Annotated in this window: 21 protein-coding genes; 13 read left to right on the plus strand and 8 right to left on the minus strand. The window is 70.1% G+C overall.

Annotated features, from left to right (window positions below; translation table 11 throughout):
- Positions 1 to 16: 16 nt before the first annotated feature.
- Genes AB0H62_RS00810 through AB0H62_RS00830 form a run of 5 tightly spaced genes read right to left on the minus strand, consistent with a single transcriptional unit; the run spans position 17 to position 2,360 of the window.
- Complete coding sequence (locus AB0H62_RS00810) at positions 17 to 586, minus strand: DNA-3-methyladenine glycosylase I (protein WP_360583319.1); 570 nt, start codon at positions 584 to 586, stop codon at positions 17 to 19.
- On the minus strand, positions 583 to 1,041 hold the full coding sequence (locus AB0H62_RS00815; RefSeq protein ID WP_360583321.1) for an SRPBCC family protein: 459 nt from the start codon (positions 1,039 to 1,041) through the stop codon (positions 583 to 585). Before AB0H62_RS00815 ends, AB0H62_RS00810 begins: the two co-directional genes overlap by 4 nt.
- Positions 1,034 to 1,348 carry a DivIVA domain-containing protein gene (locus AB0H62_RS00820; protein ID WP_220246407.1) on the minus strand — a complete coding sequence of 105 codons (315 nt, stop codon included), beginning with the start codon at positions 1,346 to 1,348 and terminating at the stop codon, positions 1,034 to 1,036. The genes AB0H62_RS00815 and AB0H62_RS00820 overlap by 8 nt, the downstream gene beginning before the upstream one ends.
- On the minus strand, positions 1,345 to 2,019 hold the full coding sequence (locus AB0H62_RS00825; RefSeq protein ID WP_255638671.1) for a permease prefix domain 1-containing protein: 675 nt from the start codon (positions 2,017 to 2,019) through the stop codon (positions 1,345 to 1,347). Before AB0H62_RS00825 ends, AB0H62_RS00820 begins: the two co-directional genes overlap by 4 nt.
- A gap of 17 nt (positions 2,020 to 2,036) precedes the next feature.
- Positions 2,037 to 2,360, minus strand: coding sequence for a helix-turn-helix transcriptional regulator (locus AB0H62_RS00830; protein WP_220246405.1), 324 nt, complete (start codon positions 2,358 to 2,360; stop codon positions 2,037 to 2,039).
- 140 nt (positions 2,361 to 2,500) lie between these two features.
- Between AB0H62_RS00830 and AB0H62_RS00835 the strand changes: the two genes are divergently transcribed.
- From AB0H62_RS00835 to cydC, 4 genes are read left to right on the plus strand one after another with little or no spacing between them, the layout of a single operon-like run.
- A complete protein-coding gene (locus tag AB0H62_RS00835) occupies positions 2,501 to 3,667 on the plus strand; it encodes a cytochrome ubiquinol oxidase subunit I (protein ID WP_360583324.1) in 1,167 nt (388 codons plus the stop codon).
- Positions 3,668 to 3,669: 2 nt separating this feature from the next.
- Positions 3,670 to 4,665 carry a cytochrome d ubiquinol oxidase subunit II gene (locus AB0H62_RS00840; RefSeq protein WP_360583326.1) on the plus strand — a complete coding sequence of 332 codons (996 nt, stop codon included), beginning with the start codon at positions 3,670 to 3,672 and terminating at the stop codon, positions 4,663 to 4,665.
- Positions 4,666 to 4,677: 12 nt separating this feature from the next.
- Entirely contained in the window at positions 4,678 to 6,231 is a 1,554-nt protein-coding gene (gene cydD, locus AB0H62_RS00845; protein ID WP_360583328.1) for a thiol reductant ABC exporter subunit CydD, read from the plus strand.
- Positions 6,228 to 7,760, plus strand: coding sequence for a thiol reductant ABC exporter subunit CydC (cydC, locus tag AB0H62_RS00850; protein ID WP_360583330.1), 1,533 nt, complete (start codon positions 6,228 to 6,230; stop codon positions 7,758 to 7,760). Before cydD ends, cydC begins: the two co-directional genes overlap by 4 nt.
- Here cydC and AB0H62_RS00855 read toward each other — a convergent pair.
- Positions 7,693 to 8,601: a glucosyl-3-phosphoglycerate synthase gene (locus tag AB0H62_RS00855; RefSeq protein WP_360583332.1), complete on the minus strand. Its 909-nt coding sequence runs from the start codon at positions 8,599 to 8,601 to the stop codon at positions 7,693 to 7,695. The genes cydC and AB0H62_RS00855 overlap by 68 nt on opposite strands.
- A 53-nt stretch (positions 8,602 to 8,654) precedes the next feature.
- Here AB0H62_RS00855 and AB0H62_RS00860 point away from each other — a divergent pair, with 53 nt between their 5' ends.
- Complete coding sequence (locus tag AB0H62_RS00860) at positions 8,655 to 9,329, plus strand: lysophospholipid acyltransferase family protein (protein WP_220246399.1); 675 nt, start codon at positions 8,655 to 8,657, stop codon at positions 9,327 to 9,329.
- 4 nt (positions 9,330 to 9,333) lie between these two features.
- On the opposite strand, the gene AB0H62_RS00865 is transcribed toward AB0H62_RS00860, so the two are convergent.
- Positions 9,334 to 9,909 (minus strand): TIGR00730 family Rossman fold protein, encoded by a 576-nt coding sequence (locus AB0H62_RS00865; RefSeq protein ID WP_220246398.1) that lies wholly within the window; start codon positions 9,907 to 9,909, stop codon positions 9,334 to 9,336.
- The gene (locus AB0H62_RS00870; RefSeq protein WP_220246397.1) at positions 9,909 to 10,694 is read right to left on the minus strand and encodes a TIGR00730 family Rossman fold protein; all 786 of its coding nucleotides are present in this window, start codon (positions 10,692 to 10,694) and stop codon (positions 9,909 to 9,911) included. Before AB0H62_RS00870 ends, AB0H62_RS00865 begins: the two co-directional genes overlap by 1 nt.
- 306 nt (positions 10,695 to 11,000) lie before the next feature.
- Between AB0H62_RS00870 and AB0H62_RS00875 the strand changes: the two genes are divergently transcribed.
- The 8 genes from AB0H62_RS00875 (at position 11,001) to AB0H62_RS00910 (ending at position 17,825) form a co-directional block, all read left to right on the plus strand.
- Positions 11,001 to 11,246, plus strand: coding sequence for a hypothetical protein (locus tag AB0H62_RS00875; protein WP_360583335.1), 246 nt, complete (start codon positions 11,001 to 11,003; stop codon positions 11,244 to 11,246).
- Positions 11,243 to 11,419 (plus strand): M28 family peptidase, encoded by a 177-nt coding sequence (locus AB0H62_RS00880; RefSeq protein ID WP_360583337.1) that lies wholly within the window; start codon positions 11,243 to 11,245, stop codon positions 11,417 to 11,419. The genes AB0H62_RS00875 and AB0H62_RS00880 overlap by 4 nt, the downstream gene beginning before the upstream one ends.
- A gap of 23 nt (positions 11,420 to 11,442) precedes the next feature.
- Positions 11,443 to 12,018 carry a M28 family peptidase gene (locus AB0H62_RS00885; RefSeq protein WP_360583339.1) on the plus strand — a complete coding sequence of 192 codons (576 nt, stop codon included), beginning with the start codon at positions 11,443 to 11,445 and terminating at the stop codon, positions 12,016 to 12,018.
- A gap of 57 nt (positions 12,019 to 12,075) precedes the next feature.
- Positions 12,076 to 12,654 (plus strand): XRE family transcriptional regulator, encoded by a 579-nt coding sequence (locus AB0H62_RS00890; RefSeq protein ID WP_360583341.1) that lies wholly within the window; start codon positions 12,076 to 12,078, stop codon positions 12,652 to 12,654.
- 120 nt (positions 12,655 to 12,774) lie between these two features.
- On the plus strand, positions 12,775 to 13,827 hold the full coding sequence (locus AB0H62_RS00895; RefSeq protein ID WP_360583343.1) for a 2-oxoglutarate and iron-dependent oxygenase domain-containing protein: 1,053 nt from the start codon (positions 12,775 to 12,777) through the stop codon (positions 13,825 to 13,827).
- A 9-nt stretch (positions 13,828 to 13,836) separates the two neighbouring features.
- On the plus strand, positions 13,837 to 15,198 hold the full coding sequence (locus tag AB0H62_RS00900; RefSeq protein ID WP_360583345.1) for a nucleobase:cation symporter-2 family protein: 1,362 nt from the start codon (positions 13,837 to 13,839) through the stop codon (positions 15,196 to 15,198).
- 571 nt (positions 15,199 to 15,769) lie between these two features.
- The gene (locus AB0H62_RS00905; protein WP_220246393.1) at positions 15,770 to 16,825 is read left to right on the plus strand and encodes a chitinase; all 1,056 of its coding nucleotides are present in this window, start codon (positions 15,770 to 15,772) and stop codon (positions 16,823 to 16,825) included.
- 148 nt (positions 16,826 to 16,973) lie between these two features.
- Positions 16,974 to 17,825 (plus strand): YceI family protein, encoded by an 852-nt coding sequence (locus AB0H62_RS00910; protein ID WP_220246392.1) that lies wholly within the window; start codon positions 16,974 to 16,976, stop codon positions 17,823 to 17,825.
- Positions 17,826 to 17,879 lie beyond the last annotated feature (54 nt).

A 17,879-nucleotide genomic window follows, 5' to 3' on the forward strand; every position in this document is an offset into this window, starting at 1 on the left:
CGGCCGGACGGAACACTCACGAGCGGTTCGCCCGGAAGCAGCCCGCGACGTGGTCGTCGACCATGCCGGTCGCCTGCATCAGCGCGTAACAAGTGGTCGGGCCGAGGAATGCGAAGCCGCGCTTCTTCAGCTCCTTCGCCATCGCCTTCGACTCGTCGGTCACGGCCGGCACATCGGCCATCGTCCGCGGCCGCTTGTGCTTCGCCGGGGCGAACGACCACAGCAGCTCGTCGAGCGGCACGTCCAGATCAGCGATCGCGCGCGCGTTGTTGACGGCCGCCAGGATCTTCGCGCGGTTGCGCACGATGCCGGCGTCGGCCATCAGCCGCTCGATGTCGGCGTCGCCGAAACGCGCGACCTTCGCCGGCTGGAACTTGCGGAACGCTTTGCGGAAGTTCTCCCGTTTGCGCAGGATCGTGATCCACGACAGCCCCGACTGGAACGACTCGAGCGACAGCCGCTCGTACAGCGCGGCCTCGCCGTGCAGCGGCTCGCCCCACTCCTCGTCGTGGTAGGCGGTGTAGTCCGGCGTCGAGTTCCCCCAGGAGCAGCGCTTGACGCCGTCCTGGCCCAGCAGATCGATCACTGCTCACCGACCGAATAATCCTGCACGAAGTTCGCGAACCGTTTCATCGACTGGTGCACCCCGAGCGAGAACGCCGGGCGCACCACGGGCCAGCCGAGGCGCCCGATCAGCCCGAACGGCAGGTCGAGGTGCTCGGCCCAGACGAACGTTGAGCGGGTCGGCCCGTTGGCCACGACCTGGAACGCCGCCGTGCCGCGCACAAGGCTGCCCAGGTGGCGCATGGTCACCCGAAGCGGCGGCTCCCACGCCGTGACCTCCATGGTGTCGGTGAACCCGACGCCGCCGATCCCCGTGGTGGCCGCGATCTTCGAGCCGACGCTGCGCCCGTTGCCCTCGAGCACGCGCACGGTGGTGCCGAGCACCCACTCGCTCTGGCGCGGCCAGTCGGTGAGCGCCAGCCACGTCGTGCCCGCCGGCGCCTCGACCTCGACGGACAGGATCAGGTCACTACTCACCCGCGGGCCTCGGCTCCGGCTGGGCCGCTTCGAGCTCCGCGACGCGGACGCGCAGCTCGTCGAGCTCCACTCCGAGCCGGCGCATCACCCAGTCCACTTCGGACATCTTGTACCCGCGCAGCACGAGCTGGTAACGCACGTGACGCACGTCCTCGCCGGTGATGTCCTCGGCGGGCAGGCGCGTGGGCGAGCTGCCCGGCGGCAGCGGGGCCAGCTCCTCGCCCCGGCCGAACACCACGGCGGCGAGCAGGAACACCACGGCGGCCACCAGCAGCATGACTACGAGGTAGATCAGCGCGGTCGTCACGCCACGATCGTGGCACACCGGCCCCAGGAACGTCGCGCGAGCACGACCAGACGCACCGACAGCAGTACATACGCCACCATCAGCAACACACACGGAACGGACAGGAACAGCCGCGAGACGTCCACGAACCCCGTCGCCACCACGAGAGTGAGCACCGAAGCGAGGTTCACGCCGACGGCGCCGGCGATGAAGTACCCGCACGTGCGCGCCAGGCGGACGCCGTCGATGCGACGGCTCAGCCAGCGTGCGCAGACCAGCGCGATGAGCCCCACGGCGGGGACCACGAACACCGCGCCGTGGGAGAAGTGCGTGGCCACGCGGTACCACTCGGGCGTCGGGGTCGACAGGCGCGTCCAGTCGCCGAAGGTGAGGATCCGGGCGAAGTCCCAGGAAAGCTGCATCGCGGGCACGCCGAGCACGAGCTTCCACAGCGTGCGCACGCCGCTGTGCATGGACAGCTCCGCCTGGTAGTCGTCGGCGACCACCGCGACGCCACCGAAGTCGGCCACCGCGCGGCGCTCGGCTTCCTCGGCCGGCCAGCCGCCTTCGCGGTACGCGTCGGCCGCGTCGTGCAGGCCGTCGCGTGCTTCGGAGAGCAGGTCGTCCTTCGTCGATCGGCAGCCGACGAGCCGCCGGTCGAGATCGCTCAAGTACCCCTCGATCGCGTTCACGCGGACCTCCCCCGCCGTCATGCCTCCGCCCGCAGGACGCCGCCGATCACCGTGGTGAACTCCCGCCACTCGGCCCGCTCGGCGGCGAGCGCCTGCTGCCCGGAGCGGGTGAGCCGGTAGGTGCGGCGCTTGCGCCCCGACACCACGTCCCACTCACTGGCCAGGTAGCCGGCCCGCTCCAGCCTGCGCAGCGCCGGGTACACGGTCCCGGTCGGCAGGTCGAGCGCGCCGTCACTCCGCAGCGAGAGCGCCTCGATGATCGCGTAACCGTGCAGCTTCCGGCCGTCGAGCACAGCCAGCAGCAACGCGTCGAGGTGCCCGCGCAACGTGTCCGCCTTCATAGGTGGGCAGTCTACTCATGTCGTCCCCGGAAGCGTAATCCCCCGTTCCACGCCGGGGACCCGGGTAAAACCCTGAGATGACCCGGATCTCATAGATTTCTCAGCTACATGTAGCTGCGCTACCTATACACTCGCTCGGCATGGACCCCCTACCCATAGCAAGACTCCAGTTCGCGACCACGACGTCGTTCCACTTCCTGTTCGTGCTGCTCACGCTGGGCTTGGTGACCGTGACAGCGGTCATGCAGACACGCGCGACGATCAGCGGCACTCCGCAGCTGCTCCGCATGACCCGGTTCTGGGGCCGGCTGTATGTGATCAATTACGCGCTGGGCATCGCGACCGGAATCGTGATGGAATTCCAGTTCGGGCTCACCTGGACCGGGCTTTCCACATTCGCCGGCGACGTATTCGGCGCGCCGCTCGCGATCGAGACGCTGGTGGCGTTCTTCCTCGAGTCCACATTCCTGGGGCTGTGGATCTTCGGCTGGGGCCGGCTGAACAAGTGGCTGCACCTGGCGCTGATCTGGCTGGTCACGCTCACCGCGTACGCGTCGGCGCTGTTCATCATGGTCGCCAACTCGTTCCTGCAGAACCCGGTCGGCAGCCACTTGCAGGGCGGGGTGCTGCACCTCGACGACTTCGGCGCGCTGCTCACCAACCCCGCGCTCGTGGCGTCGCTGCCGCACGTCATCGGCGGCGCGTTGATGACCGGCGGCTTCTTCGTGACCGGCGTGAGCGCGTACCACTTCCTCAAGCGCACCGCGGAGGTCGACTTCTTCACCCGCTCGATGCGGTTCGGCGTGGTCACGGCGCTGATCGGCAGCATCGTCACGATCAACCAGGGCTTCGTGCAGTTCGGCGAGCTCGCGAAGTACCAGCCGGACAAGCTCGGCGAGAGTGCCGTCGGGGTGCCACTGGCGGCGATGATCGGGATCGGGTTCGTTGCGCTGCTGTGCTCGCTGGCCGGCACGATCCTGCTGATCCGCAATTGGCTGATGCGCGCCCGGTTCCTGCATTACCTGATGGTCCCGGCGATCGCGCTGCCGTTCGTGGCCGCGATCTGCGGCTGGCTCGTGCGGGAGATCGGCCGCCAGCCGTGGCTGATCTGGGGGAAGCTGCGCACGGCCGACGCGGTCGCCGACGTGCCCGGCGGCCAGGTCCTGTTCTCCTTCATCGCGTTCGGCGTGCTCTTCGCGGCGCTCGCCGTGGCGGACTGGGTGCTGCTGTCGCGGATCGCGCGGCGTGGGCCGGAGCCGGAAGAGGCGCCCGCGGAGCCCGAACTCCCCGTACTGAGCGGAGTCTGACGATGACGACCATCTGGTGGGGTGTGCTCGGGCTGCTGCTCGGCGGGTATTTCGCACTGGCCGGCTACGACTACGGCGTGGGCTTCCTGCTGCCCGGCCTCGGCCGCGACGAGGCGAAGCAACGGCGGGCGCTGGGTGCGCTCGGGCCGTTCTTCCTGGCCAACGAAGTGTGGCTGATCGCCGCCGTCGGGGTGCTGTTCGGCGTGTTCCCGCACCTGGAGGGCCGGGTGTTCGCCGGCGCGTACGTGCTGGTGGTGGCGCTGCTGCTGGGGCTCGTCACATTCACCGCGTCGGTTCAGCTGCGCAGCCGCCGGCCCGACGCGCGCCGCGGGCCGTGGTCGTTCGGCATCACGGCGGGCGCGCTCGTGACCACGCTGGCGTGGGGCCTGTTCCTGGGCAACCTCGTGCTCGGCCTGCCGGTCGACGCCCAGGGCAACCCGGTCGACGACGTGCTCGCGCTCTTCGACCCGTACGCCGTGCTGTGGGGGCTCGGGTTCGTGGCACTGTTCGGGCTGCAGGCCGCGGTGTTCCTCACCGTGCGCGGCCCGGCGGAGCTCGCCGGCCGGGCGGCGCGGTTCGCGAAGACGTTCGCCACGCCGGTCGGCACCTTCCTGGTGGTGGCCACGGCGTGGGGCGCGCTGGCGGTGTCGGGGATCTCGTGGGCCGCGATCGCGGTGACAGCGGTGGCGTTCGCCGCGTTCGGGACCGTCCTGTTCGGACTGCGGTCCAAGCGGTACCGGCTCGCGCTGCCCGCGGCGATGCTGCTGTCGACGACCCCGGCGTTGGTGGTGGGCGCGCTGCGGTTCCCGACGATTCTGGTGTCCACTTCGGACCCCGCGTACGCGCTGACCCTTTCCGACGCCTTCACCGCACCCGAGACAGCGGGGCTGCTCGCGTGGTTCGCGGTGCCCGTGCTCGTGGTGCTGGTGGTCGTGCAGTGGCTGACCTGGCGGGCGAACCGCGGGCCGGTCGACCGGCAGTCGTTACTGCACTTCTAGAGGGGGAAAGAAATGCCGTCACTGCCCGGCTCGCGCCGGTACCTGGTCCTGCTCGGAGTCCTCGGCGCGCTGACCGCCGGGGTGGTCCTGTTGCAGGCCGAAGGCCTCGCGACGCTGCTCACCGGCGGCAGCCTGGGCGTCACGCTCCTTGTCGCAGTGGGCGCGCGGGTGCTGCTCACGCTGGGGCAAAGCGTGGTCACCGGCCGGTTCGCGGCCGACGCCCAGGCCGGGCTTCGCCGGCGGCTGCTCGGGTCGACGGCCGACGCCGGCGTGGTCACCACGCAGGTCACGAAGGGCGTCGACGCGACCACGGCGTACCTCACCGGCTACCTGCCGGCGCTCGTCGCGTCGGTGCTCGTGCCGGTCGCCGTGGTGGTGCGGCTGGTCACGACGGACCTCACGTCGGCGCTGATCGTGGTGGCCACGCTGCCGTTGATCCCGGTGTTCGCGGCGCTGGTCGGGGCTCGCGCGAAGGCGCGCACGGAACGGCAGTGGGCGCTGCTCACCCGGCTGGGCGGGCACTTCCTCGACGCCGTGCGTGGCCTGCCGACGTTGAAGCTGTTCGGCCGCGCCCGCGCGCAAGCCCAGCACGTGCGCGCGATGGCCGACGCCCACGCCGACGCGACGCTGGGCACGCTGCGCGTCGCGTTCCTGTCGTCGCTGGTCCTGGAACTGGTGGCGACGCTGTCGATCGCGCTGATCGCGGTGCCCATCGGGTTCCGCCTGCTCGAAGGCTCTCTCACCGCGCACACGGCGATGCTCGTGCTGGTGCTCGCGCCCGAGGCGTACCTGCCGTTGCGCGCGGCGGGCGCGAAGTTCCACGCGGCGGCCGAAGGGCTCACGGCGATGCGTGAAGCCTTGGCTACTCCCCTGCCGGCCCGGCGCGGTGGCACGGTGACCCGGCCGGCGGGCCCGCCGGAGATCGAGTTCGACGGTGTTTCCGTGCGCTACGGCGAGGTAACCGCATTGTCCGAAGTGGACCTCGTGATCGGTCGCGGTGACCACGTCGCCATCACCGGGCCAAGTGGTGCCGGGAAGTCGACGCTGCTGGCCGTGCTGCTGGGGTTCGTCACGCCGACAACCGGCCGGGTGCTCGTGGATGGCGTCGACCTGCGGTCCCTCGACCACGCGGCCTGGCTGTGCGACACGGCGTGGCTGCCGCAGCGGCCGACGTTGTTCAGCGGCACCGTCGCGGAGAACATCGCGTTCGGTTCCGGAGCCGACGTACCCGCCGCCGCCCGCGCTGCCGCGCTCGACGAGGTCGTCGCCGAGCTGCCCGAGGGCTACGCGACGCGCATCGGCGAGCTGGGCGCGGGATTGTCGGCGGGGCAACGGCAACGCGTCGGCCTCGCCCGCGCCCTTGCTCGAACCGACACCGGGCTCGTGCTGCTCGACGAACCCACCGCGCGGCTCGACCGGCGCACCGAGCAGGCGGTGCTCGACGGGGCCGCGGCGCTGCTGCCCGGCCGCACGGCGTTGTTCGTCGCGCACCACCCCGCGTTGGCCGAGATGGCGACGCGTTCCGTCCCGCTCGTGGGCGGCCGAGTTCCGCTGGGGGTCCGATGAACGTCGCGCGACTGCTCCGGGCCGCGTTGCTCGCGGCCGGGGCCGAGATCTCCGGGCTGGCGCTGACCGGAACGGCGGCGTGGCTGTTGATGCGGGCGGCCGAGCGTCCGCCGCTCGCCGCGCTGACCGTCGCGATCGTGGCGGTTCGCGTTTTTGCCTTGGCCCGCGGTGGTTTGCGCTACGCCGAGCGCCTGGCCGGGCACGAGGTCGTGCTGCGTTATCTCGGCGCGTTGCGGGCCCGGGTGTACGCGGCGCTCGTGCCACGGCGCGTCGCCGAACATTCCGGCGCCGACCTCGTGACACGGCTTGTGTCCGATGTGGACGCCGTACAGGACGCCGTGCTACGGCTGGCACTTCCGGCTGCGGTGGCGGGAATCGTCGGCCTGGCGTTGGCCGTGGTCACGGCATTCGTGAGTCTCCCGGCCGCGGCGGTGCTCGTGGCCGGGCTGCTCATCGCGGGTGCGCTGCTGCCGTGGCTGGCCGCACGTGTCACGGCGAAGAGCCAGGCCCTCACCTCGTCCGCGCGGCAGGAGCTGGCCGAACGCACGGTCGAGCTGGTCACCGGCCGCCATGAACTCGTGGCCTACGACGCCGAACCTCAGGCGACGAAAGCCGCCGACACCGTGATCGACGGGATCGCCGCGCGGGCCCGCAGCGTCTCGACCCGGCTGTCAGCGCTGACCGCGGCCGGCGCCTTCATCCAGCTCGCGACGACGGCAGTCGTGGCCTTGCTCGCCGGCGCCAGTCTGCCGGTGACCGCCGCGTTGACACTGGCCGTGCTGGCGCTGTTCGAGATCGTCCTGCCCCTGATCGCCGCGGCCCAGCGAGTCCCGGAGCTGCGGACGTCACTGGACCGCGTGCGCGAACTGCTGGCGACCACCCCGCCGGAGCCTCCCGAACACACCGGACCCGGTCACCTGAGGCTGGAGAACGTGACAGTCCAGTACCCGGGCCGACAGCCCGCCCTCCAAAACATCAACCTCGACCTCCCACCGGGCACCCGGCTGGGCGTGCTCGGCCCGTCGGGCGCCGGCAAAACCACCCTGCTCCACGTCCTGCTCGGCTTCACCACACCCACGTCCGGCCGGGCCACAGTGGACAGTCAACAGATCCAAGGCCCCAGCCCGCAGGTGGTCTCCGGCGCCCTCGCCGACGCGCACGTCTTCGCCACCACCGTCCGCGAAAACCTCCTCATCGCCTCGCCAAGAGCGTCCGCCGTCACCGACCTCGACGTCCCCCTGGACCGCGACGCCACCACCCTCTCCGGCGGCCAGCGCCAGCGCCTGGTCCTCACGCGTGCCGTTCTCGCCGCCCCGCCGGTCCTCGTCCTCGACGAGCCGGTGGAAGGCCTCGACGAAACCCACGGCGACGAGGTCCTCGCCCGCGTCCTCGCGAACGCAAAAGGGACCGTCGTCCTCGTGACGCACCGCCCTGAGCACCTGGCCGGCTTCGACCGCGTGCTCAGCCTCGAGGACGGGCGGCCCGCACCTGCGCCATCGGCGGCCGGTCCAGCACGGGGATCTCGCTGACGTCGGGCAGCCACTCCCCCGACACCTGCACGAACTGCGTCAGCCGCGCGTCGGCGTCGGTCGGCACGCCGCAGCGGCCCAGGGCCGTGCCGAGGATCTGCCGAGCCATCACGCCCAGCTGCAGCAGCGAGCGGTTGCGGTGCTTGCGGACGCCGAGGTTGACCTGGGCGAGTCCGTCGAGGCCGTAGCGCTGTTCGGCGTCGAGCAGCAGGCCGATCTCCACGCCGTAGCCGCCGGCGAAGGGCACCGACTCGAAGAACTCGCGCGTGCCCGCGTACTCGCCGCCGAGCGGCTGCACGAGCTCGCCCAGCGCCGGGCGCAACGCGGACAACACGGGCCGGGCCAGCAGCTCCGTCACGCGGCCGCCGCCGGTGCTCTCCAGCCGCAACGGACGCCGGTAGAAGCCTTTGACCAGGTGCACGCCGGGTTCGGTGAGCAGCGGCCCGAGCAACGCCGGCACGAACGCCGGGTCCGGGTCCACGAGGTCCGAGTCGAGGAAGACCACGACGTCGCCGGTCGTCGCGGCCAGCGATCGCCAGAGCACCTCGCCCTTGCCGGAGCGCGGCGGCAGCTCAGGCAGCACGTCCTCGCGGTGCACCACCCTCGCGCCGGCCGCGGCCGCGACCTCGGCGGTGGCGTCGGTGGAACCGGAGTCGACCACCACCAGCTCGTCGACGACGTTGCCGAGCAGTGGCCGCACCGACGCGACGACGTCACCGACAGTTCGCTCTTCGTCCAGCGCCGGCAGCACCACGGAAACCGTGCGGTCACGCTTGGCCGCCAGGATGTCAGCGGGCGTCCACGCGGGTTCCTGCCAGGTGCGACGTTCGAACCAGCTCATCGGCCGATCGTGCCATGCTGGTGCCACCGACCTGCCCGCCGGAGGGAGACCCCTTGCTGCCCCTGCTCGTCCGTTTCGTGCTCGGCCCGCTGGTCCGCACGATCTACCGCCCCGAGGTGGAGGGTGTGGAGAACGTGCCGGCCGACGGACCGGTGCTGCTCGCGGCCAACCACCGCGCGGCGCTGGACACCGGCGTGATCACCTTCACCACGCCGCGCAAGGTGTGTTTCCTCAGCAAGGCCGAGTACTTCACCGGCACGGGCCTGAAGGGCCGCTTCATCGCCAACTCGCTCGACGCGCTGGGCTACATCCCCGTCGAGCGCGGCAGCGCCTCCGCCGGCCTCGCCGCCCTGGAAGCCGGGCGGCGCGTGCTCGACGACGGCGGCGTGTTCGCGATCTACCCCGAGGGCACGCGTTCGCTCGACGGCCGCCTGCACCGCGGCCACACTGGCGTCGCGGCGCTCGCGCTGTCCACCGGCGCGAAGGTCGTGCCCGTCGCGTTGTGGGGCACCGAGGGCATCCAGCCGGACGGCTCGAAGATCCCGCACGTGTGCAAGATCAAGATCAAGTTCGGCACCCCGCTGGACTTCTCCCGCTACGAGGGCCAGGACTCGTCGTCGGCCATCCGCCGCTCCGTGACCGACGAGGTCATGTACTCGATCCTCGAGCTTTCGGGCCAGGAGTACGTGGACACCTACCACAAGCGCCCGAGCGAAGGCGCTGCTTGATCCGTCAGTTCCACTTCGGGGGCGCAGGCGGGGCGTACTCGGCGAAGCGGTCCAGCAGCGCCGACGCGTCGGAGTCGACCAGCAGCAGGTCGCGGTAGCCGGCGCCCAGGAACCCTTCGGTGACCATGTGGTCGGAGAAGGACACGAGCGGGCCGTAGTAACCGCCGACGTCGACGAGACCGATGGGCTTCGAGTGCAGGCCGAGCTGGGCCCAGGTCCACACCTCGAACAGCTCCTCCAACGTCCCCGCACCGCCGGGCAGCGCGAGGAAACCGTCGGACAGCGCGGCCATCTTGGCCTTGCGCTGGTGCATGTCGGAGACCACGTGCAGCTCGGTGAGGCCCGCGTGCGCGATCTCCACACTGGACAGCGCCTCGGGGATCACGCCGATCACCTCACCGCCCGCCGCCAGCGCGGCGTCGGCAACCACGCCCATGGTGCCGACGCTCGCACCGCCGTACACGAGGCCGATGCCGCGCTGGGCCAGCAGTTTGCCCAGTTCGGCGGCGGCCTCCGCGTACGCCGGGGTGAAGCCCATCGAGGACCCGCAGAAGACGCAGACCCGGCGCAACGAGCTCATCAGTGGGTGTCCTCCCAGGCCTGGTACGACTCCTCGACCACGCGCACCGCGTCGTCGATGTCGTCGGTGAGGTGCAGCAGGTCGAGATCCTTCTCGCCGATCTTGCCGCCGTCGAGCACCGACTTCGAGATCCAGTCGTAAAGCCCGCCCCAGTACTCGGTGCCGAACAGCACCACCGGGAACTTGGTCACCTTCTTGGTCTGGACCAGCACCAGCGCCTCGAACAGCTCGTCGAGCGTACCGAAGCCGCCGGGCAGGCAGATGAAGGCCTGCGAATACTTGATGAACATCGTCTTCCGCGCGAAGAAGTAGCGGAAGTTCACGCCCAGGTCGACCCACGGGTTCAGGCCCTGCTCGAACGGCAGCTCGATGCCGAGGCCCACGGAGAAGCCGCCGGCCTCGTTCGCGCCGCGGTTCACGGCCTCCATCGCGCCCGGCCCACCGCCGGTGATCACGGCGAAGCCGGCTTCGGCGAGCGCGCCGCCGATCTTGCGGCCCAGGTCGTACTCGGGGTCGTCGCGCTTGGTCCGCGCGGAGCCGAACACGGTCACCGCACGCGGCACCTCCGCGAGCGCGCCGAAGCCCTCCACGAACTCGGCCTGGATGCGCAGCACCCGCCACGGGTCGGTGTGCACCCAGTCGCTCGGGCCGCGCGCGTCCAGGAGCCGCTGGTCGGTGGTGCTGCCCTGGTCACGACGGTCGCGCCGAAGCACGACCGGGCCCTTGTGGCGCTCCACCGGGCGCTCGGGGTACTGGCCGTCCGGAAACTCAGACTGTTCACTCACCAACCCAGCCTACGGGCCGTCCCGCCAGGCAGAACCCCAGCGTCGCCACCATCGGGCGACGTCGGTGACGGCGAGGTGAACGGTCCCTTGTGGACCACCGGTCCACACCTACCAACGACCGGTTCACGGCAAGTCCCGACGAAAGTAGCGCCGCGTACCGCAGACCGGTAAACGCCCTGATGTTCAAGGGTTTTTCGAGGTTGATTAATGCCTGGGTAATGCTTTCCTGGGCCATTCGGAGCATTGACCGACCCTGTGACGACTCCTTTACTCACGGTGATCATCCCCGTCCCCGAAGGGAACCCGATGACCGGCAGAAGAGGGATCACCGCAGGCCTGGCGACGCCGGTGTTCGCGTTGGGCGCGCTCACGCAGCCGTCCGTCGCGGCGGCCGCGGTAGCGCCGGACATCTCGCTCGCCAACATCAAGACGCACCTCAACCAGCTGGAGACCATCGCCCGCCAGAACGGCGGCAACCGCTCAGCCGGTGGTGGTTACGCGGCCTCAGTGTCCTATGTGGAGGGTAAGCTGCGCGCCGCCGCTACACCGTGACCCGTCAGACGTGCACGAGCTGTGCCGGTCGGACGCAGAACCTCGTCGCGGAATGGCCGAAGGGCGACACGAACCGCGTGCTCATGCTCGGCGCGCACCTCGACAGCGTGAGCGCCGGGCCGAGCATCAACGACAACGGTTCCGGCAGCGCGTCGATCCGGAGGTCGCGCTGACGCCGGCGCGCACCGATCCGGCGATGGCCCAGCGCGTGCGGTTCGCCTGGTGGGCCGACGAAGAGTCGGGGATGCGCGGCTCGAAGTTCTCCGTGAACAGTATCGCGGCGGCCAAGCGGGCGAAGATCACCGCGTACCTCAACTTCGACATGATCGGCTCGAAGAACTGGGGCTACTTCGTCTACGACGACGTCGCTTCGATCAAGAACGTGTTCGACAAGTACTTCGCGACCGCGATGCTAATGCCTGAGCAGCCCGGCTCCGCGGAACTGGAGGAGAGGCTCTTGCTTCCCGAGCACCGCCGGCCGGAGGGGTACGGCCTCGCGTTCCTCGAATCCGAGGAACACTCGGGGGAACCCCGACGGCACATCGTGACCGAGTTCGGCCATCGAGGCACCGCAGTCGTCGTCTGCGAGTACCTCGAGGGCCGCGACGGTGAGCAGGTCCCGATGGTGGATTTCCGCTGCTCGCGCCGTCGCCGTCTGCAGCAGCGAAGCGGTGCCCTTGCGGTCCGGGCGGCGCCGAGCCGGCCCCGGCCGAGAGCGGCGCGCCGCAGCCACCACGAACAGTCCGGTGAGCACCCTGTCCGGCGCACGTAGCCAACCCAGTCTTAGATGGTGTTGCCTATCGTCGGACTCAACGAAAAGGGAGTGGTGATGGCGACGGACACAGGACGAGCCGGCGAAGCCGGGGCACTTGTCGGGGCCGCGGTACGAGCAGCGCGGACGCGATCGGGGCTGTCCACACGAGATCTTGCCGCGCGCGCCGGCATCAGCCAGCCCTTCCTGAGCCAGCTGGAGCGAGGGCTGCACGCACCGTCGGTCAACACCTTGTACCGGCTCGCCGAAGCGCTGGCCGTCTCCCCCGCCGACCTACTGCCCGCGTTGCCGGCCTCGCCGATCTGCGTGGTGCGGGCGGCGGATCGCCGGCTCGACGCCCTGAACGAACGGCCCGAGACGGCGTCCTCGAGGACTGCCCGCGGCTCGGGCGCCATCGCCGAGATCATCGAGTACATCGCGGAGCCGGGCCAGGACATCGACGGCTGGTTCTGGCGGGACAGCGACGAGGCGCTGATCGTCCTGGAAGGCCGACTGCGAGTCGACTTCGAGGGCGAGGAGTCCGTGCGGCTCGATCCGGGCGACTGCCTGTTCCACCCCGGCACGACCCGGCACCGCTGGGCCCGGGTGGACGAGGACCGGTTGCGCGTGGTGCTGATCGTCGCCGGCGATAGGTGACACCAATCGAAACGGGGGATTCTTCGGTTCGTTACATGTCCGCAACACAGGTCACCACACTGGTGAACCTGGTGTGCGGAGGCAGCCGCCCCGCGCTCGATGCGAAAGGTCGGTGCCACCATGTCCGGTCCCCACTCCGGCACCCTGCAGGTCCCCCTCATCGACCTCAGCCGCTGGCCCGGCGGGTCCGCGTCCGACCGGGCCGCGATCGCGGCGGCGGCCGACGAGGCGGCCCGAACGGTCGGCTTCATGCAGATCGTCGGGCACGGCATCCCGGCCGCGGCGGCCGACGGGCTCGCCAGGGCGATCGACGCGTTCTTCTCCCGGCCGGCGGACGAGAAGCGACAGTGGCTCCCCGCGACGCCGGAGACCAACCGCGGCTACACCCCGCCCCGCGCGGAGAAGGTGAGCCTCAGTCTCGGTGTGACCAGCCCGGAAGACCTGTTCGAGGCGTTCAACGTCGGCGCCGACGTGACTGCGGCCGGGGCACCGGAGCTGCCCGCCGACCACTACCCGGCGAACATCTGGCCACCCGTGCCCGGTTTCCGGGAGCGGGTCACGGAGTGGATGACCCACGCCGGCGCACTGGCCCACCGACTCACCGACATCTTCGCGCTCGCGCTCGGCCTCGATGAGGACTTCTTCGCCACCCGCACGACGCACTCGATCGACGTGCTGCGGATGAACAACTACCGGCTGCCCGAGCAGGAGACGGTGGTGGACCGGGGTCAGATGGGCATGGGGGCGCACACCGACTACGGCATCGTCACCGTGCTGTGGGCCGACGCCGTGCAGGGGCTGCAGATCCTCGACGGCGACGGGGCGTGGCACGACGTGTTGCCCGCCGACGGCGCGCTGCTGGTCAACCTCGGCGACGCCCTGGCCCGCTGGACGAACGACCAGTGGCGCTCGACCCTGCACCGGGTGCTGCCACCGACCGACGGCACGGGCCGGTTGATCCCGCGCCGGTCGGCCGCCTACTTCCACGACGGCAACTTCGACGCTGTCATCGAGGTCTTGCCCCAGTGCGTGCCCGAAGGCGAGCAGCCGCTCTACACGCCGACCACCGTGGCCGACCACATCGCCGCCAAGCTCGCCGGGTCCCGGGCTCTTCGGCCGAACGCCGCGGCGGAGCGCGAGGCCGCCCGCCTCAACGCCGCCGCGGCCCGCTAGGAGGCCGGCATGTCCTCCACCGAGAACGGGGTCCGCCACCCCACCGACCAGGTACCGCCGACGGGCCGGCTGCTGCTGCTGGGCCTGCAACACCTGTTCATCATGTACACCGGCTGCATCGCGGTCCCGCTCATCTTCGGGGCGGCCGCCGGCCTGTCGCACGACACGATCGCGCTGCTGGTCGACGCCGACCTGCTCGTGTCCGGGGTCATCACGCTGATCCAGAGCGCAGGGGTGGGCCGGATCCTCGGGGTCCGGCTGCCCATCGTGGCGGGCGCCACGTTCACCCTGATCACCCCCATGATCCTGATCACCAAGGGCTACGGGCTACAAGCGGTGTACGGCTCGATGCTGCTCGCGGGGATCTTCGGGCTCGTCATCGCGCCGCTGTTCGCGCGGGTGGTGCGGTACTTCCCGGCGATCGTCAGCGGCACGGTGATCACGGTGATCGGGCTGTCCCTGATCGGGGTCGGCGTGCAGCTGGTCGCCGGGAGCGACAGCACCGCGCCGGGCTACGCGTCGGTGCCGCGGCTGGCGCTGGCGGCCGGGGTGATCCTGGTCATCGTCGCGTTCATGCGGCTGTTCAAGGGAATCCTCGGCCAGGCCGCGGTGCTGATCGGGCTCGTGCTGGGCACCGCGGTGGCGGTACCACTCGGTTTCGTGAACCTGGCCGGGGTGGCCGGCGCCCCGTGGTTCGGGTTCCCGATGCCGTTCCAGTTCGGCGCCCCGCACTTCCCGATCGCCGCCGTGCTCTCGATGTGCGTGGTCATGCTGGTGACGTTCACCGAGTCCACGGCCGACATGCTGGCGGTCTCGGAGATGGTCGGCAAGCCGCTCACCAGAGGCGACCTCGCCCGCGGCCTGGCCGCGGACGGGCTCTCCGGAGTGCTCGCCGGAATCATGAACTCGTTCATCGACACCGCCTACGCCGAGAACGTCGGCCTGGTCGAGATCACCCGCATCCGCAGCCGGTGGATCACGGCGGCGACCGGCGCCATGCTGATCGTGCTGGGCTGCGTGCCCAAGCTCGGGGCGGTGGTGGCGTCGCTGCCGGACCCGGTGGTGGGCGCGGCGGGGCTGGTGATGTTCGCGATGGTGTCCGCGGTCGGGATCAGGGTGCTCAAGAAGGTCGACTACGCCGACAACCACAACCTGCTGGTGGTCGCCCTGTCGATCGCGGTCGGCATGGTGCCGGTGGTGGCGCCGTCCATCTACACGCACCTACCACAGGGCCTGCAGATCGTCTTCGGCAGCGCCATCACCAGCACAGCGCTGTGCGCGTTCGTGCTCAACGTGTTGTTCAACCACACGCGGGGGAGCAGAAAGCGCGCCCCTGCCGCCGGCGTGGAGCAAGCGTCGCGGGCGGCGTGAGCCAGAGGCGGCCTGGCGCGGATTCGCGCCAGGCCGCCGCGGCCGGATGCACCTGGAACGTGCGCGCGAGGGGGTCCCAGCCAACCGGCAGTGCGGGCGGCACCTCGACGGTCGAGGTCCACTCCACCGACTGGCCGCGCGTGAGCGAATCCTCGATGTATCACACCGCCGGCAAGGGGAGGCCGATGCCGCGCTCTGCAGCACGACAGCGTTGCTGTGCTTGGTCACCGAGACCACGCGGTCGAGCTAGCCGTAGCCGTGGTTCAGCCGGACCCCGCGTCCGTCGGTGACCGTGGCAACCTCGGGAGAGCGAGTCGTAGGTGTAGCTGGCAGGCCGATCAGGTTGTTGAGCGAGTCGTAGCTGTTGGTCGTCGAGTTGTTCAGCCCTCCAGTGGCAAAGATTGCTTTGAGGGTGATCGCTGGAATCTCCTTCCTCCAACCCGATCTACTTGTCCAGACCACTCATTTGTCTAGACCACTCGTTCGTAGGTAGTCAACTGCTCCGTTCGCCGCTTACCGTTCCCCGGAACGCCGCGTGCTGGGACAGCGTTGCCGCGAGACGGGAGCCGGTATGTTCGGTCGCAAGTCACGGATCTTCGGCGCGGTGGTGGCCGCTGCGCTCGCCCTGCCGCTGGCGGGGCTCACGGGAACCGCCGGGGCGTCGGTGCAGGCCGACACGTGCGCGGCGAAGTCGAAGCCCGCCGGGAAGGTGCTGCAGGGCTACTGGGAGAACTGGGACGGCGCCGCCAACGGCGTGCACCCGGGCCTCGGCTGGGTCCCGATCACCGACGCCCGCATCAAGTCCCACGGCTACAACGTGATCAACGCGGCCTTCCCCGTCATCCGGTCCGACGGCACGGTGCTGTGGGAAGACGGCATGGACGCCGGCGTGAAGGTGGCGACCCCGGCCGACATGTGCGCCGCCAAGGCCTCGGGCGCCACGATCCTGATGTCCATCGGCGGCGCGGCGGCGGGCATCGACCTGTCGTCGTCGACGGTGGCGGACAAGTTCGTGAGCACGATCGTGCCGATCCTCAAGAAGTACAACTTCGACGGAATCGACATCGACATCGAGACTGGTCTGACCGGCAGCGGGAACATCAACTCGCTCTCCGCTTCGCAGTCGAACCTCATCCGCATCATCGACGGCGTGCTCGCGCAGATGCCGTCGAACTTCGGCCTCACGATGGCGCCCGAAACCGCTTACGTGACCGGCGGCAGCGTCACCTACGGCTCGATCTGGGGCTCGTACCTGCCGATCATCAAGAAGTACGCCGACAACGGCCGCCTGTGGTGGCTGAACATGCAGTACTACAACGGCTCCATGTACGGCTGCTCCGGTGACTCCTACGAGGCCGGCACCGTGCAGGGCTTCACCACGCAGACCAACTGCCTCGCCAACGGCCTGGTCGTGCAGGGCACGACGGTGAAGGTGCCGCTCGACAAGCAGGTGCCCGGGCTACCGGCGCAGTCCGGCGCGGGCGGTGGGTACATGGCGCCGAACCTCGTCTCGCAGGCCTATCGTGCCGTTTCAGGCGTAAAGGGCCTGATGACCTGGTCCATCAACTGGGACGGCTCGAAGAACTGGACGTTCGGCGACAACGTCCGCTCGCTCGAAGGCCGCTGAACCCGGCGCCGGGGCCTGAAACACCAGGCCCCGGCCCCGGAACCGCTGCCCGGGATCCCGCTGCCGGACTTCACTACGGCTCAACAGGTCCGGCTTCCGTTGACGTCGCTGATAACGTGCCCCGACAAAGTCAAGCAGAGGAGACGACGTGTTCGGGCGCAAGCGAAGCAACGGACAGCGTGGCGGGCCCGTGACGTTCAACGCCGATGCCGGACTCCTGAGTGTGCGGGTCGGTGACGAGAACGGCCACCCGCTCCCGGGCACGCAGATGGTGATGCTGCACAAGCGCAGCCAGCGTCAGACGAAGGCCGTCGCGGACGAGTTCGGCCTGGCAGTGAGCACCTTGTCGGCCGGGACATACGCGGTGTCCGTGAGCGCGAGCGGCTACCAGGCACAAAACAGCACCGTCGAGGTCGTGAGCGGCGACCACACCTCGCTCGCGGACCTGCGGCTCGTGCCGGACGACAACCGCCAGCTCCCCGACCCGGGCGAATGGGTGCTCGACCCCGACCACACGGCCATCCGGTTCATCGCGCGGCACATCGGGCTGTGCGAGGTCCACGGCCGGTTCCGCAGCTTCCAGGGCAGCATCGTCGTCGGCAAGCAGATCGAGGACTCCACCGTCGAGGTCGTGATCGACGCCGCGAGCATCGACACTTCGGCCGAGAAGCGCGACGACCACCTGCGGTCCCCGGACTTCCTCGACGTGCGCCGCTTCCCGCAGATCCGCTTCCACGGGCACCGGTTCCGCCGCGCGCCCGGCGACCGCTGGAGCATCGACGGCACGCTCAACCTGCACGGAGCCAGCCGCGGCGTGCGGCTGGACGCCGGCTACCTGGGCCTGCGGACGTGGAACGGCGACCGGCTCGGCGCCATCGCCACGACCGAGCTGCACCGCGAGGACTTCACGATCAACTGGCAGCAGACGCTGGCCAAAGGCCTGGTCATGGTCGGCTCGACGATCGAGATCAAGCTCGACATCCAGGCCGTTCGCGCTTAGCCGTCCTCGCCACTCACCCCCGGCCGCCGGGTTGCGGCAAGCACCCCAATGCCG

Origin of the sequence: Amycolatopsis sp. NPDC050768 (genome assembly GCF_040654155.1) — a bacterium.
Lineage (GTDB): Bacteria > Actinomycetota > Actinomycetes > Mycobacteriales > Pseudonocardiaceae > Amycolatopsis.